7 protein-coding genes and 1 pseudogene are annotated in these 16,527 nt (G+C 74.9%); all 8 read right to left on the bottom strand.

The annotated features are described in order from the left end of the window. Nucleotides 1-1,928, bottom strand: a 1,928-nt coding sequence (locus tag HET64_RS24315) for a hypothetical protein (RefSeq protein ID WP_215108914.1), incomplete at its 3' end; no start/stop codon positions are given. Then, nucleotides 1,925-3,982, bottom strand: coding sequence for a hypothetical protein (locus tag HET64_RS24310; protein ID WP_215108912.1), 2,058 nt, complete (start codon nt 3,980-3,982; stop codon nt 1,925-1,927). The genes HET64_RS24315 and HET64_RS24310, both read right to left, overlap by 4 nt. Then, nucleotides 3,976-6,699, bottom strand: a complete 2,724-nt coding sequence (locus HET64_RS24305) for a hypothetical protein (protein WP_215108910.1) — start codon at nt 6,697-6,699, stop codon at nt 3,976-3,978. The genes HET64_RS24310 and HET64_RS24305 overlap by 7 nt, the downstream gene beginning before the upstream one ends. Further along, nucleotides 6,696-10,622, bottom strand: a complete 3,927-nt coding sequence (locus tag HET64_RS24300; protein ID WP_215108908.1) for a tubulin-like doman-containing protein — start codon at nt 10,620-10,622, stop codon at nt 6,696-6,698. The genes HET64_RS24305 and HET64_RS24300 overlap by 4 nt, the downstream gene beginning before the upstream one ends. A gap of 132 nt (nt 10,623-10,754) precedes the next feature. Continuing rightward, on the bottom strand, nt 10,755-13,022 hold the full coding sequence (locus HET64_RS24295; RefSeq protein ID WP_215108906.1) for a VWA domain-containing protein: 2,268 nt from the start codon (nt 13,020-13,022) through the stop codon (nt 10,755-10,757). Between the two features lie 166 nt (nt 13,023-13,188). Continuing rightward, on the bottom strand, nt 13,189-13,740 hold the full coding sequence (locus HET64_RS24290) for a Pycsar system effector family protein (protein WP_215108904.1): 552 nt from the start codon (nt 13,738-13,740) through the stop codon (nt 13,189-13,191). Continuing rightward, on the bottom strand, nt 13,737-14,792 hold the full coding sequence (locus HET64_RS24285; RefSeq protein ID WP_215108902.1) for a hypothetical protein: 1,056 nt from the start codon (nt 14,790-14,792) through the stop codon (nt 13,737-13,739). Before HET64_RS24285 ends, HET64_RS24290 begins: the two co-directional genes overlap by 4 nt. After that, a pseudogene (locus HET64_RS24280) lies at nt 14,785-16,527 on the bottom strand (hypothetical protein); the annotation flags it as partial. The gene HET64_RS24285 and the pseudogene HET64_RS24280, both read right to left, overlap by 8 nt.

Raw genomic sequence — 16,527 nt, 5'->3', positions numbered from 1 at the left:
GGCCCACCCAGCGTCCGTACCCGTACCCGCGCCGGTGCGGGCGCGGGTACGGGTACGGACGCTGGGTGGGCCAGGAGGTCCGTCACGACCTGTTGCCACAGCTGCGGGGGCAGGTCGGGGGCCCGGCCGCCCGGGGGCGCGACCAGGATGCGCCGCAGCCACTCCATGCCGGTGTCGCGGCCGTCCTTGAGGACGATGTTGAACAACGGCCTCAGATCGGGGGCCCGGTGGGGGTCCCGTACGAGCGGGGCGACGGCCCAGGAGAAGAGCTCGGCCGCCCGCTCCCGCATCTCCGGGGCGGACGGGCTGTCCGCCTCGGGCCGGCCGGGTCTGAAGTACAGGTTGTGCCGCAGCACTTCGGTGCACAGCGCCTGCGCGGTCGCTTCGTCCCGGGACCGCAGCCGCTCGGTGCGGGCCAGCTCGTCCAGGACGAGGTCGCGGGAGGCCCACGGCAGTCCGTCGGCGGACAGGAGGGTCAGCAGCGGGGCGTCCCGGAGGTCCCTGAGCCGGGCGGCCAGCCGTGCGGACTGGGCGGCGTCGACACGCTGGTGGACCAGCAACTCCTCGTGCAGACGCCGGCGTTCCTGCTCGTGGCGCGCCTCCCGGTCCTGGCGCGCGTACCGGTCCTCCTGCCGGGGCCCGGTCCCGTACCGGTCCTGCCGCCGGGGTTCGGTCGTGTGTCTGTCCTGCTGCCGGGGTTCGGTCGTATATCTGTTCTCCTGCCGGTCCCGGTGTGGATACTGGCCCTCTTGCCGCTCTTGCCGCTCCTCGCCCGCGTACCGGTCCTCCTGGCGGGGATCGTTCGTGTACCGGTCCTCCTGGCGCTCCTCGCCCGCGTACCCGTCCTCCTGGCGGTCCCGGCGTGCGTACCTGTCTCTCTCCCGGTCCTCGGCCGCGTACCGGTCCTCCTGGCGGGGTTCGCTCGCGTACCGGTCCTCCTGCCGTACGTAACGGTCCTCCTCCCGGGCCGGTGCGGGGGACGGGGCGTGCCGGGCGTTCAGCATGCGGCGCAGGGCCTCGCGCCGTTCCTGCCGGGTCAGGCGGGCCCCGGAGAGGAGTTCGCCGGTCAGCAGGGGTACGCCCGGAGCCGCGCCGGGGCGGTCGAGCACGTACTCGACCAGCTCCTTCGCCGCGGCCATCTCGACGTCCCCCTCGGCGGGCAGCCGCAGCCGGACGCGGGCCAGCGACCGGGCGCCCGCCGCCTGGGACGACCACTCGGGCACACAGGTCAGGCGCAACGCGTGGGTGTCCACCGTGTCGTACGTGGCGTAGCTCCACTCCGTGCCGAACCAGTCGCCGAACACCGACAGCAGCCCCAGGTAGAGCAGGGGAGTCCTGTTCCGGCGCGGCCAGCCGGGCAGTTCGTGCTCCTCGGCGAGGAGCGAGAGCCGCCGGGAGGGGTCGCGCAGCCACTCGGCGGTCACCACCATCAACGGCTTCTTCACCGTGGGGAGTTCGTCCGACATCTCGCGCAGTCGCTCGTCCGCCGTCGCCCGCAGCCGAGCCGCGTCCAGCGTCGGCAGGCCTCCGGCGGCGGTCTCCGCGACGGCGCGGTCGCTCCAGGCGGTGCCGCCCAGAGCCAGGCAGCGCAGCGGCGTCAGGGTGTCCGCGTCGCCGAACACCGCGTGGCAGGCCGTGCTGGGCCGCCCGCCCCGGTCCAGGGTGGGCCACCGCTGGAGGAGCACGGTCCCGCCGCTCCGGGAGGAGACCCGGACGCTGCTCTGGCGGGGTGCCGGGCCGGGGCCCGGCACCCAGAGCAGCGGGCCCAGTTCGCGGCGGAGGGACTCCGCGCGCTCGGCGGAGCAGGAGTGCGCCACCGCTGCCATCCCCGTACTGGAGCGGCCCTGGTTCCCGTTCCAGCGGAAGACCACCTGGTCGAGCCGGCCGCCCGGGCCGCTCTCCTCGCGCCGATCGAGGGCGTCGTTCACTGCGCTTCCCTTCCCACGCCGAATGATGCGGCGCCCCCGGGCGCCTCGATGATCCCGTGCATCGCCAGCAGCGACACCAGGGGTTCCAGCACCCGGCGGGGTCCCGCGCCCGCCGGGTAGCGGCCCCGGCTCTCCTGGCCCCCGGTCGCGGACGCGATGTGCAGGGTGCAGCGGCGGAACGCGTCGAAGGGCCGCAGCCAGGCCTGTCCGGCGTGCTGCCGCAGCAGCGCGTAGACGTCCCCGCTCTCCTCCCGGAACTGGTCCGGGCCGATCGCGGCGGGCGGCCCCTCGCCCAGCCAGCGGTCGACCGGCGGCTGGAACCGGAGCAGGTCCGACTTGCCGAGCACCATCGCCGCCGGGGTCTCCAGATAGGGGCCCCGGCGCGGCAGCCGGTCGAGGACCGTGCCGAACGCCGCGTCGCCGTCCCGGTCCACCTCGGTGCCCCAGCGCTCGCGCACCCCGTCGAGTTGCGGCAGTGGCAGCGCCAGCGCCGGGTCGACGACGAAGACCAGGGCGTCGATGCCGAGCAGGAAGCGCAGCGCCCCGTCGGTGCGGACGAGGTCCTCGCCGCCGAGGTCGAAGAAGGCGACCGGGCGCACCCGCCCGCGCGCGTCGGTGAGCAGCAGCGACTCGACGAACCGGGCGAAGCCGTCCAGGCCGACCCCGCTCGTGTGGTCGAGCACCTTGCCGCTGCGCAACGGCTGGACCCGCTCACGGACGAAGCGGGCGTGCTGCTCCGGGTTGACGGACTGCCAGCCCACCCCGTACCGCTCCAGGCCGCCGTCGGTGATCTCGGCGATCATCTGGGTCAGCAGATGGCTCTTACCGGTGCTGGACTGGCCGATCATGGCGACCGTCAGCGGGCGGCCGTGGGTGAGGTAGGGCACCGGGATGTGGTGCTCCGGGAAGTCCGGGTCGGCCGTGCACTGCTGGACCGCGCCCCGCATCACGTCCTCGCGCCGCACCGGGTTGCCGATACGGGAAAGGTCCAAGGGGCGGTACTGCATCTGGTCGTCCGTCACGAACAGTCTGCCGAGGTCGAGCTGGATGCCCTCCAGGCAGTACGGGCAGAGCACCTCCCCGGGGGCCCGGTCCTCGGGTGCTCCGTCCGCCGGGTCCTCCGGGGGAGCGGGCGTCCGCCGCTTGGCGTCCAGCGCCCGGTCGAAGGCCTCCTGGTGCGGGCGGGCGCCGTCCGTCCGCGTCGCGGGCCCCAGCCGCCGAGCCTCCTCGGGGGCCAGCAGCTCCAACAGGGCCCCGGGAGTGGGGCGTCCGGCCGCCGTGGGCGCGAACGCGCGGGGCAGCGTCCCGGCGAGCACCCGGTGCCGGTCGAGGTCGGCGGGGGCCCGGTCGGCGGGGCCGGGCCGGCCGGTCACGAGCTGGTAGAGCACCTGGGCGGCGCTCCACACCGCGTCCCGGGGGTCGACGTGGCCCTCGCCCCGGTGCTGTTCGGGCGGGGCGTACGGGGCCCGGCCCCACGGTGTCCGGGGCCGTCCGGCGCGGGTGACGCCCTCAAGTCCCCAGAACTGCACCGACGTACCGTCCCAGAACACGGTCGCGGGGGAGATCCCGCGCGCCACGAGACCCTGGCCATCCAGCAGGCACAGGGCCAGCGTCAGACCCCGGGCGAACACCCGCTGGTCGGACGCGGACATCACATGGGTACGTCCGACGGGGGTGCCGCGCGGGGCGGCGTACAGCAGGAACGGCTCGGCGGTGTCCAGCTCGTAGCCGATGACGGTGGGGAACAGATACGCGTACGGGGTGCTCTCCAGGGTCCGGTCGAGGCGCAGGGCGGTGGCCGCCTCGGTGTCGAGCAGGGTGCGGGCAGCCGGGTTGGCGGCGTCGGCCGCCGACAGGAACACCTGGACGCACTGCTGCCCCCGGTCGTCGAGCAGCCCGTTGCGGATGCGCTGGGGCAGCGCCGGGTCCCGCCGCGAGGCCGGGCCGAAGCGGGCCGGGGCGGTCCGTCGCCGCCCGGTGGGGTCGGTGAAATCGAGGTGGGGGCGCGGGGCCCCCGGTGGCCCGGGCCGGCCCGGCGGGGTGGTGGTCACCACCGGTCGTCCTCCCTGAACTCGGCGTGGACGGAGGGCTCGGCGCGGTCGGCGTCGGTCCGGGCGCTGCCGCCGGTGCTCTGCCGGGGCAGGACCGTGTCGACGACGCCCATCCGCAGCGGGGTGAGCCGGATCAGTCCCGCGTACCGCCCGGAGGAGGTCCACAGCGCCTCCTCGGCCGGCGGCGAACCGCTCTTGCGCCACGCGGCCTCGATCTCGCCCTGGAGGGTGCCCGGGGCGAACCGGATCCACAGGGCGGCCTCCGGGTCGCGGCTGAGGAGGGCCCCCTGTTCCGGCGAGGACAACTGGACGACGGACCCCCGGTCCGCCTCCCGGCCCACCAGCTCGGCGACCCGCAGCGAATCGGTGCCCAGCAGCCCGGCGGCCGTGGTGCGGGCCCGGTGGTCGGCCGGGTACGGCGGCGGGGCCAGGACCCCGTAGCGCCACAGGTGGTGGCGGGCGGCGGACAGCAGTTCGCGGACCCGCTCCTCGGTCCGCGAGAGCGCGAGCGCCCCGGCCTGACCGCGTTCGACGGCGCCCCAGTAGGGGGCCATGGCGGCCATCGCGGTGTTGCGGAGGTCCCCGGCGAGGGTGGCGACCAGGTCAGGCCCGCCCTCGCCGATCTCCCGGTCCAGCCAGCGCGGAGCGCGGTCGCCCTCGCCGCTCCCCCACGGGGTGTCGTCGGGACCGGCGGGATACGCGGCCGGGGAAGGCGTGTCGTACGGTCCGGGGTCCCGGCCGTCCCGGTCGCCGTACGGGTTGCTCTCCCCGTGCGGATTGCTCTCCCCGTACAGACTGCTCTCCCGGTACGGGTTGCTCGCCCGGTCACTGTCCTGGTCGGTGTCGTGATCACCCTGCCGGTCCGGGGTGTTGTCCCAGGCGTAGGCGGCGGCCCAGTCGCCGTCGTCCGCGCCCCCGTCGGCGGTGCCGGACTCCGGGGTCTCCAGCGCGGAGGGCGCGGAGAGCCAGTCGTCGTCCTCGTAGGGACCGGCACCGCCCGCCCCGGCCGGGGCGAGAGGCTCCGGTGCGGCCTGGGCGTCGGCGGCGGCAGCGGTCGCCCGCAGCATCCCGGCTACCGAACGCGCGGCGTCCGCGCAGTACAGCCGCTCCTCCGCCGCCCAGTGCTCGCGGACCAGCTCCGCCAGCAGGGTGTCGAGCCCGTCCAGCGCGGTGCGCAGCGCCGTCGTGCCGCGCCCGGCGGCCCAGGAGTCGGCGGCGTCCCGCCAGAGCCTGCGGACCGCCTCGGCGGTGAGTCCGAGGCCGACCAGCAGCCCGGTCCCGCCGAGCCAGAGCGGCGGCTCGGCGGCGTACGCGACCGCCGCCCCGGCCACCGCACCGGCGACGGCGGCGATCCGGGGACCCATCGGCCACCGGGCGGCGCGCCGCCCGGTGCGCAGCCGGTTCGCGCCCAGCAGCGCGACGGCCACGAACAGCACCGGCACCAGCAGCGCCGCCAGGACGGCGGGCCACTGCCACAGGCCGCCCAGCAGCCCCGCCGCGCCCGCCATGAGCAGCACCGCGCCGGGAGTGCGGGGCGGCGCGGCGTACTCGGTCGCGGAGCCTCGGGTCACCGACTCCTCGGAGTGGTCGGCGAGCCGGTGCAGCAGGGCGGTGCCCGGCACCGGCTCGACCCGCCCGGCCAGCGCGGTGAAGTGCTGGGCCACCGAACGCAGCGCGAGCCCCTCACCGAGGAGCCTGCCCGCCAGCTCGCGGAGCCCCTCGCCGACGCGTTCCCCCGCACGGTCGGCAGCCGGTACCCGCAGTCCGAGCGCGCCGAGCCGGGCGGCGGCCTCCGCGGTGGGCGCCGCCGCCCCGCCGCCGCCCTGGAGGGCCCGTTCCACCAGGGCGCGGAAACCGCCCAGGTCCTCGCGGGCCTGGTGCAGATCGGCCTCCAGGGCATCGCGCCGGGCCGGGTGCAGCAGGCCGAGGAAGGACCGCAGCGCGACGAGTTCCTCGTCCGCGCGGTCCAGGGACTCCGCGCACGTGCGGTGCGCGAGGTTCGCCTGCCCGTCCGGCCGGCGGTGCCCGGGGCCCCGGGCGTCCCGCCCCGTCACGAGCGCGCGCAGCGGTTCGGGCAGCTGGGAGTCCGGGACGATGTCGACCGGGTCGCCCGCCCCGCTGTCCTCGCCCGCGAACCGGGTCAGCGCGTCCCGCCAGGCCCGGTCCCTGACCTCCGTCGGCAGGTCCTGCTCCAGCAGCCGGACCCCGGGGGCGGCGACGGAGTCGGGCAGCTTCCGCAGGCCCTCCAGGACCCGGACGAAGACGTCCGGGACCGACAGGAGGTCCACCAGGACGGCCAGCGCCGCGGGGTCGTCCGGCTCCGGCCGGTCCAGGGCGGTACGGGCGGAACGCAGGTCACCGGCCCACAACAGGCCGGTCGTGTTGGCCCGCAGGGTCGTGGGCCGCACCAGCCGGCGGTCGGGGAGGTACGCCTCCTCCCCGGCGTCGTACGAACCGGGAGAGCTGCCCACCAGCAGCACCAGGATCCGGGTCTCCCCCACCGCCCGGTAGCCGGAGAGCAGTTCGTACGGGAGCTGGTGGTCGGTCAGCCCGGCGGGGGTGTCGGTGACCAGGAACAACGGGTAGTCGGGTTCCGGCAGTCCGGCCCGGCCCAGCTGCTCGGCCACCCGGTCGCGTACGGCCTGCGGGGTCGCCAGGGCCGCGGCCCCGGAGCGCAGGTCGAGACGGACCACGGCGGTGGTGTCCTCGGGAGAGGTCACTGCGGTCCCCCGTTCCGGGAGCGCCCCGCGCCGCCCTCGTCGTCCGTGCCCCAGCCGTCGCCGTCCCAGCCGCTCGCGGCCGTACGGCGGACCGGCGGCCGGTCCTGTTCGCCGAACCCGTCGGGGCCGCCGTCGTCCCTGCCGCCGTCGTCCCGGGCTCCGACGTCCCGGGCTCCGACGGGCTCACCCCCGCCGAACCGGGCGTCGTCGCCGGACCGGGAGCCGATGTACCGGGCGTCGTCGTCGGACCGGGCGTCGCCGGACCGGGAATCGGTGTACCGGTCCTCGTCGCCGAACCGGGCGTCGCCGGAGGAGTCGGTGAACCGGTCGTCGCCGGCCCGGGACTCCGGGTAGGAGTCGGTGAACCGTTCGTCCCTGGGCCGCTCGTCCCTGGGCCGCTCGTCCCTGGGCCGCTCGTCCCTGGGCCGCTCGTCCCTGGGCCGCTCGTCCCTGGGCCGCTCGTCGCGGGGCCGCTCGTCCGCGAACCGCTCGTCCCGGCGTCCTGCGCCCCGGGCCGGCCGGTCGTCGCGCGAGGCGTCGGGCCCGTACCGCTCCTCCCGGTATCGGGCGTCCGTGTGCCGGGCGTCCGCGTGCCGGGCCGCGCCGGCGTACCGCTCCTCCGTGTCGTAAGGGGCCGATCGGGGCGCCGAGCGCGGACCGGGCAGGGTGTCGTCGCCCAGCCGTTCGTCGGTGCCCGGGGCCGAGGTGCCCCAGTCCTCCTCGTCCTCCACGACGCGTCGGCGCTCCGGCGCGGGCCGGGCGGGGGGCTGTTTCGGGACGCCGCCGCGTACGTGTTCCAGCAGGGTCCGCAGCGTGGGCTGGATCGCGCGCTGGTCGCCGAACTCCCTGTCCAGGGCCGCGGGAAGGGTCTCCGCCCAGAACTCCCACAGCGGCCGGATCCACCCGTCCACGCGCCGGCCGCCGAGCTCCCGGCGCTCCTCCAGGAGCTCCAGCTGGCGCGGGGCGATGCGCTCGACGAGCTCGACGAACATCGGGTGCGGTTCGGTGCCCGCCCGGCCGAGTCCGAGGGGCTGGGCGCCCATCAGCTTGCTGCAGTAGTCCTCCACGGTCCGCTCGTCGTCCAGCACCGTCCAGCGTTCGTAGGAACGCAGCAGCTCCGACCAGCTGGAGATGCCGCCGGGGAAGTCGCCGAGCCGCAGCCGTACGCCGGGGACGCTCGCCCCCTTCTCCGGGAAGAGCCGCAACCGCACCCGGGAGGGTGAGGCGGTGTCGCCGTCCAGGACGTCGACCTGGCCGTTCCACATGCAGCAGAGCAGGCGGTGGAGGATCGTGCGCCGGTCCTCCTCGCTGCTGACCATCCAGTCGTCCTCGAACCCGAGGCGCTGGCGCCAGCGCAGTACGTCGTGGGCCTGCTCGTCGTCCTTGGCCCTGGCCCACTGGCGCAGCACCTTGCGGGCCTCGGGCACCTGGGTGAGGCTCATCTCGCTGCGGAAGAGGACCACGGTGATCGAGTCGCTCTCCACGCCCCGGTACTCGACGGAGTTCTTCGCGTCGGACGGCAGCCGCAGCGCCTTGGCGAGGTACTCCTGCACCTCGTCCCCCGCCTGGACCCGCGGGTGGGTGACCAGGACCCGCAGCGGCCCCGTGCCCTCCGGGGTGAAACCGACCGGCAGCAGCCCGGTGAGCTTGCGGCTGAACAGGTCGAGCGCTTCCTTGCTGACCTGGTCGGTGGCCTCCGCGTCACCGGCGGCGGCCGCGAGCAGGGTGCTCATCGAGGGCAGCAGGGGCCGCTCCTCCACCTGTGCGCCGCTCTCGGCGAAGAGCCGGGTGATCCGCCCCTCCAGCCGGGCCTTGACGGCTCCGACCGCACCGTCGGGGTTGCGGTGGCTCCGGGCGTGCACCTCACGCCAGGTGTCCCCGTCGATGAGCCGCAGCAGCAGCGACGCCTCGTCGTCGCTCTCGCGGAGGCCCTCGCCGCGGACGAGCCGGGCCACGACGTCCTCGTAGAAGTGGTTGAGGCTGCGCTGCGGCGGCAGGAGGTACGAGATGCCGGTGCGCTCCGCGTACAGCTCCAGCCCCTTCTGCTCGGCGGACTTGCGCTCCTGGTCGGCGTGTTTGCGGAAGGAGTTCACCAGCCGGACCAGGTCGGTGCCCGCCGTGTCCGCCTGCGACTGCCAGCGCTGCTGCTGCTCCCGCCAGGCCTCGTGCCAGACGGCCCGGCAGCGCCAGCGGTACCAGCTGTCCTGGGCCTGGAGGGCGGCCCGTACGTCGTCGTCGCCCCACCGGGCCGGGGACATCCCGGCGATGCGGCCCTTGATCCGGGGGGTCTTCGGCGGCTGGTCGGTGACGCCCGGGGGCCGCTTCGGGGAGCGGGAGCGGGCGGTGAGCATGCCGAGGAAGCCGAGCCGGGTGATCTCGTCCTCACTGTCCGGGACGCCCCTGACGAGGCGTTCGGCGAGGAACGGGTCGACGCTCTGGAGGAGCTTCTCGATCGCCGGACGGGGGCTGAACCGGGCCGCCATCGCGGCGGCCTGCCGGTCGGCGATGGACTGGAGCTCGGACAGCAGGCGCTGCATGTCCCCGATCCGGTTGTTGAGCGCCTCCTCGATCGCCTTGCCGCCGCGCGGCAGCGGCTGCGGGTCCTCGACGGGCAACTGCTTGCGCTCCCACAGCTCTTCGAGCTGGGAGTCGGCAAACAGCTGCCGGACCAGCGGCACGGTGTCGTCCTTCGCCGGGTTGCGCGGCCGCTCCACCAGTTCGGTGACCGCGACCCGCAGCAGCCGCCCGGCCACCAGGTCGGCCAGCTGGTCCATGGGCGCGGTCATCGAGGCGACCAGGCTGGTGGACACCCCCTGCCGGCCGATGCCGGTGGGGGACAGGGCGCTGCGCTGCACGCCCCGGTTGATGAAGCTCGCGGCGAAGGTCTGGAAGTCGTCGTCGCCTGCCATCGCCCGGCCCTGGGCCCGGCTGTCGCCCAGTTCGGTGCCGATCAGCGACATCACCAGCGAGACGATGGAGCGGCGCAGGTCGTCCTGGCGGATGCCCGCGGTCGGGCTGAAGAGGAACGCGGTCGGCAGGATCCCGGTGCGCAGCCGGACCGGGGTGATGCCCGGGTAGCGGATGCCGAGGCCGGTCTCCTGGTCGAGGTCGCCGATCTCCGCCCCGGCGGTCGGCGCGTTCTGCCCGTCGACCAGCCGGAACAGGTCGACGAGCGAGCGGGCGGCGTTCAGTTCGGCCTCGCGGCCGCCGCCGGTGGAGGCGGGGAACGAGGACGGCATGACGACCAGCGGGTAGATCTTCACCCCGTTGAAGCGGCGCATCTTGAACGCCTGGTTGATCAGGTGCAGATAGTCCAGGAAGATCCCGGCCCCGGTGCCGCCGGCGACGGAGAACGCCACGAAGACGTCGCAGCCGGTGACCCGGCCGCCGCCCAGTTCGCTCAGCTCGCCCGCCGACTTGGCGATGGCGTCGATCGCCTGGAGGAGGGGTTCCAGGACCGGCTGGAGGGAGTGCCGCAGCGTGGCGAAGAGCGCGGCGCGGCCCACCGTGGGGAGCTGGCCGGCGCCGTTGTGCAGCGGGGTGACGCGGGGCTCGCCGTCGCGCGAGGGCAGCCAGCCCGCGACCTCCTCGCGCAGGCTGGCCCGCAGCATCTGGGTCACCTCCGGCGAACTGTCGAAGTTCGGCAGGAGGTTGTGGGTGGCCCGCGACGTGCGGGCGTACGCCGCCCGCAGCGAGGAGTCCACGTTGAACTGGGGCAGCCGCTGGAGGTCGGACTCGCTGAAGTCCGCGTACACGAACTGCAGGCAGTCGGGCAGTTGGTAGGGGGCGAGGCCGCCGATGTGCTGGAGGGCGGTGCCGTCGGGGCCGCACAGGTCCACGCGCAGCTTGCGTTCCAGTTCGGCGCCGACGAGGCCGCCGGTGCCGCCCAGGCCGACGAAGAGCATCGGCTGGAAGATCTTCATGGGTTCCTCCCGCTTCCGGCCGGGGTGGGGCCGGTTCGTCCATGGGCGTCACCGCACGGCCGCGATTCCTCGCGGCCGTGCGGCCCGCCGGGTCCTGCGGCGCCGCCCGCCGGGTGGCGGGCGGCGCGCGCCTCACAGGTAGTCGTCGCTCCCACCGGTCGTGGCCACCGGGTCGGGGCGCCCGGGGGCGGTGGTGCGTACGGAGTCCTCACCGAGGGCGAGGCTCAGCCGGTCGGTGAGATCGACCCGCCCGGTCGCCGTGAGCCGCTCCCGGGTGCGGCCGCCGTGTCTGCGCAGCACCGCGCCGCCCTCGGGGCTGCGCCGCACGGCGTACCGGCCGTTGGTGCGCCGTTCGATGCGCGGGTTGCTGTGCGCCTCGGCGATGTCGAACGCGTACCACTGCTTCTGGCCGTGTCCGGCGGTGTGGACGCCGAGCACGTCGCCGTCCTCGGAGAGCAGGTGGAGCGTCAGTCCATGCGGGTCGCGGCGGCCCCGGCGCTGCCGGAGCCAGGCCAGCGCGACCAGGACGCCGACGACGATCAGCGCGACGGCGCCGACCAGCACCCACCAGTACCGGTCCAGCAGGCTGGGTTCGGGGGTGACCTGGACGGACAGCGGGGTGCGCACCAGGGTGCGGTCGCCGTCGGTGGCGTCCTGGACGGTGACGGTGCCGCCGATGCCGAGGGGGCCGTCGTCGAGCCGCCCGTCGAAGGACTTCTCCGGGCCGATCCCGAGCCGGACCTCATGGGTGGAGGACGCGCCGGGCTTCACCACGATCTCGGCGGGGCTCACGGTGAGCAGCCCGGCCCGGACATCCGCGAGGGACAGCTTCAGGGTGTGCGGGGCGTCCGTGGTGTTGGTGACGGAGAGGTTCGCGGTGACCGTGTCCCCGGGGTGGCCTTCGCCGCGGACCGGGCCGAGCGCCGTGGTGACGGGCAGGGCCCCGGGGGCGACCTGGCCGCCCTCGCTGCGGGTGTCGGCGCTGAGCCCGGAGGCGGTGAGGGTGCCGCTGACCTTCAGGGCGCCGTCGGCGCTCTTCGGGACGGTGACCGTACCGCTGAAGGAGCCGTCACTCCTGGTGGGGTCGGGCCCCTTGCCGTCGTCGGTGAGCCGCAGCGGCAGCGGCGCGAACCCGTCGCCGGTGAGCCGGCTGCTGACCTTCAGACCGGCGTAGTCGGCCGGGTCCTTGATCTCGTAGCCCTCGCGGGTCTGGAGCCGCATGGTGACGGTCGCCTTCTGCCCGGCCTGCGGGGAGGGCGGGTCCATCGTGATGGATCCGCGCAGCTCCCCCTGCCACAGGACGCTGACGCCGACGGGCAGCGAGCGGTGGCCCTCGGGGGCCTTCACGTCGACCTTCCACCGGCCGGGCACCGGGTCGACGATCTTCAGCGCCTCCACGGTGCCGCCGCCGCCCGCGAGTTCGAAGGTGGAGTCCTTGAACTTCCCGGTGGTGGGAACCTTGTTGCCGAGCGGGTCGGTGTAGGTGACGGTCACCTGGGGGGAGCCCTTGTCGACGACGATGCTGCCCACGGTCGCCAGCGGCGAGATGGTGATGGGCAGGGTGGCGGGCGGGCGCTTGTTCGGGCCCGCCTGGTAGCGCAGGCAGTGCGCGGCGGCGAAGATCTTCTCCAGCACCGGCCCGACGTCCTTGGCCCCGGAGACCTTGCGGGCGGTGGGGCGGGCGGACGGCAGGTCGACGCAGCCCTTCTGGAAGCCGCCGGCGGCGATCTTGTCGAGCTGCTCCTTGTCCGGGTCGGGGCCGAAGCCGAGCGGCCAGATCTGTACGTTCTTGGCGGCGGCGTTCTTCAGCTCCAGGTCCAGCTGGCGCTTGCCCTCGGCCTCGCGGTGCGCCGGGTCGCCGTACTGGGGGCTGCCGGTGACGTCCATCTCCCCGTCGGTGAGCAGGAACAGCACCCGGGGGACCGACGCGTCGGTGCCCGAGCTCAGTTCGTGCACGCCCTGGCGTATCGCGCTCGGGAAGTCCGTCCCCGTGCCCTCGCTCTTCTTGCGGCTGCGCAGCTTCTCCACGCAGCCCCCGACCGACTCCCGTCCCGCGGCGTCCAGTCGGGTACGGGGGCACACGGGGTCCACCGCCCGCTGGTCGGCGGACTCGGCGGCGGCGAAGCCGAACACGCTGATGTGGGAGGTCGCCGAGACGTCGCCGAGCGCGATCCGGGCGGCGGCCGCCTTCTCCGCATTGATGTCCGCGGGCGCGAGGCTCGCGGACTGGTCGACGGCCACCGCGTAGTTGACGGAGGCGAAGGCGGGCGCGGCGGGCTCCGGATCGGCGGCGGCCGGTGCCGTCAGGGAGGTGAGCAGGGCCGCACCGGCCAGGACGGCCAGCGCCGCCCGCCCGGCCCGGCCGGTGCCGGCCGGGCCTCTTCTTCGGTCATTCCGCACGACCGTCCCCTTTTACTGTCGTTGCCGTGTCTGCGTGTCTGCGTGTCGTGTCTGCGTGTCTGCGTGGCGTGTGTGCACGCCCGTTGGTGTCATGGAGCGCTTGTTCGCACACTCTGTGTAGTCGTCGGTGGTGTGCCTCTGGACGCTGCACACCCGTGCGGTCAGGTCAGCGCCCGGCCAGGCTCCAGGCGAGAGCCAGCGCCGCCGCCGGGGCGAGCGTGGCGACCGCCCAGCGGATCGCCCGGTACTTGGCGGACAGGATGGCGCTGACGTCCACGGCCTGGACGAGCAGCCAGCCGACCGGGTCGCGGCCGGCCTCGTTGATGCGGGCGGTCAGCACGTCGTAGTCGAACGGGGCCAGCAGGTCCCCGAAGTAGGTCACCCCCTCCCGGTCGCGGACCGTGCCCGTACGCGGCAGGAGCGCGCGGACCAGGGCGGCCACCGCGATCACCCACAGCACGCCCGCGGCCACCAGCGCCAGGTCGCCGGGGCCCCGCCAGTCGGGCGAGCCGTGCCGCCCGATGAGGAAGGCGGGCAGGGCGAGCGCCCCCGAGAGCAGCACGGCCGCCTTGGAGTCGGCCCTGCCGAGGTCCTCCCGGACGGTGACCAGGAGCCGTTCCGCGATGCGTTCCCCCGCCCTGTCCGGCCCGTGCTGACCCCCGTCCGGCACCGGCGCGGTCGGGGCGGGGGAAGTCCGTGTGGTTCCGTCGGAGCTCATCCGTCGCCCTCCACCCAGCCCCAGCCGTCGTCGCGGTTACGGTTGCGGTCGCGCGGCGCGGGCTGTTCCGGATCGGCGTCCTGGACGGGCGGGCGGGGCTGCCGCACGGGAGGCTCGTCCGCCACCCACTCGGGGGTGAACGTCTCCTCGCGGACGGGTGCCAGCTCCCGATGGGTGCGGCGGGCGGGCCGGGTGCCCATGCCGCCCTGGATACCGAGGTGCTGCCTGCTGAGGTCGTCGAGTACCCGGGTCTCGATCTCGTCGGAGTGGATCTGGCCGCCGGCGATCATGGAGAAGAGGCGGTCGACGCGGTCCTTCTCGTCCTGCCGGCCCTCCTGGCGGATCTTCTCCAGGAAGTTGTTGGCCTCCTCGGGGTCCGCGGCCAGCATGTGGCTGAGCTGCTCCAGCTCACCGCCCCGCAGCATCGTGAGGTAGTTCTCCTGCCGCATCCGCGCCAGCTCGTCGTCGCTCCGCTGACTCCGGACCCTCTCCTCGTGGCCGATCGTCCGGTCGTCCACCCGCAGCCGTACGAACAGCCGCACCCGCAGCCCGAGGTCGGTGCCGAGGTCGTTCCACCGGCCGGAGACGCACGCCCGGGTGATGTCGGCGTTGGCCTGCTCCGCCCTGTGCACCGGGTACTGGGCGGAGATCTCCCACAGTCGCTCCAGGGTCGGCGCGGTGAGCCGCTCGGCGATGTCGGAGACCACCTGCACCGCCACCAGGTGCGGGTCCTCGACGGTCCACTGGATGTCCACCTCCGCCTTGAAGAACGTGGCGCCGCCGGACGCGGGCAGCTCCATCCGCAGGGTGGTGACGAAGGTGCCGGTGGCGATCTCGCAGATGGTGTGCGGTCGCGCCAGCGGCGGCTTGTCGTAGTGGTCGATGCCGGAGACACCGGCCACGCTGTAGCCCCGCCGGTAGAACAGCACCGACGTGGTGCGGGCGCCGCCCTGCCGGAACGGGCCCGTCGGCGTGTACTCCCGCAGGAACGGGCCCGTGGGCCGCGAGGGGTCCACCGCCCCGTTCTCCGCCCCGCCGTTCTCCTCAGCCATGACTTTCCTCCTCTTCGGACCGCCGCTGCCGGGTGGGCACGGCGAGCCTCCACAGGGCGCGCGCCCGTTCCTCGGCGAGCGGACGGTCCTGATCCCTCATCATTCGGCGCAGCAGCCAGTCCAGCCGCCGCCGGTCCTGCTCCTCGGCGGTCAGTGCGGGCAGCAGCGCGGCCAGCCCCTCCCGCGTCCACGCGCGGCCGTCCTTGCGCGAGGCGGAGCGCAACAGGGTCTCCAGGGCGTCCAGCGCGACGTCCCGGGACCGCGCGGTGTTGAGCGCCGTCCAGAACAGGTCGGCCAGCTTCCCGGTGAGTTCGGGCCGGGTCGCGGCCAGCGCGAGCAGCAGCGGCCAGTCGCCCCGGTCGCCCAGCGGGGTGCCGGGCTCGTCGTCGAGGACCTCGTCCACATCGGTCAGCGCCAGCCGGACGATGCTCACCAGTGCGAGGTCCTGGTACTCCTCGCGGCGGTGCCCGGTCCAGTCGGCCAGCCGCCGCAGCACGGTGGCGCACTCCGGGAGCGTCAGCAGCCGGACCACGTTCAGCGAGGCCACGGCCAGCTGCTCCCCGTCGTCGCGGACCCCGATCCCGGCCAGTGCGTCCAGGGTGTCGTCCATCGAGTCGGCGGACCGGCCGTAGCCCAGCGCCATGGCCGCCGTCCAGCGCAGGGCCGGTGTGCCGTGCCGCGACCAGTTGTCGACCACCTTGCGCACCGCCCGGCGGTGCGAGGCGTGACCGGCGGCCTGGTCCAGCGCGGTGGCGGCGAAGACCCTGCGGCGGGGGGTGGGCGCCTCGGCGAGCGGCCGGATCAACTCCGCGTACCCGTGCTCGAAGTCGCGTACGGACAGCTCACCGGCGGCCACCGCGGCGCGCATCGACACCTGGGGCCGGGGGTCGTCGGCGAGCAGCCGCAGCCAGCGGACGACCGGGGCGCGGACGGGGAAGTGCCGGTCCCAGAGCTCGGCGAGCACGGCGGCGGGCAGCGCGGTCCCCCGGTAGAAGATCAGCCGCCCCGTCACCTCGCTGCCCGCCACGTCGACGACCCCGTCGGCCGGCCGGGCGCGCGAGAGCGCCAGGTCGGATTCCGGGTCGTCGCAGAACAGGGGGCGCGCGGGAGTGGTGTCCGGATCGCTCTGTACGGACAGTTCCCAGGTCAGCAGGTGGGCGGCGGCGGACACCGCGCTGTGCGACGCGCCGCCGAGGACCGCGAGCGCGATCCGGAACGCCACCGGGTGGAACAGGGCGGCGGTTCCGGAACGCGGAGGCGTCCGGCCGTCGCCGGGCGGCGGGGCGGCCAGGGCCCGGTCCACCCCGGCGAACCACTCGTACGCCTGGACCGCCGCGAGACCGCGACAGCCGGACAGCAGCTCCGCACGGCCGACGGAGCCCAGCAGGTGCCCGGCCAGCAGCGAGGCGAACAGCTCGGCCTCGGCGGGCCGCAGGTCGTCGAGGCCCACCGCCTCGGTGACCTCGGGGTCCTCGCGGAGCTCCGCCGCACGCTCCAGCAGCCGGGAGAGCGAACCGTCCTCGCCCGGGCCGCGGTCACGGTCCCGGCTGCCGCCCCGGTCCTGGTCCTGGTCCCGGCTGCCGCCCTGGCGGCCGTCCCGGTCCTGGTCGGTGCGCCCGGTCCTGTCCCGGTCCCGGGCGCTGTCCCGGTCGGCGTGCCCGTTCAGGCCGCTGTCCCCGCTTCGGTCTCCGCTCCGGTCCCCGTCCCGGGCGCCGCCACCGCCCCCATCCCGCAC

Source organism: Streptomyces sp. McG3, assembly GCF_018619185.1.
In the GTDB taxonomy this organism is placed as follows: domain Bacteria; phylum Actinomycetota; class Actinomycetes; order Streptomycetales; family Streptomycetaceae; genus Streptomyces.
The sequence above is the reverse complement of the archived record's forward strand: the minus strand, read 5'-3'. Positions and strand labels throughout refer to the sequence as shown.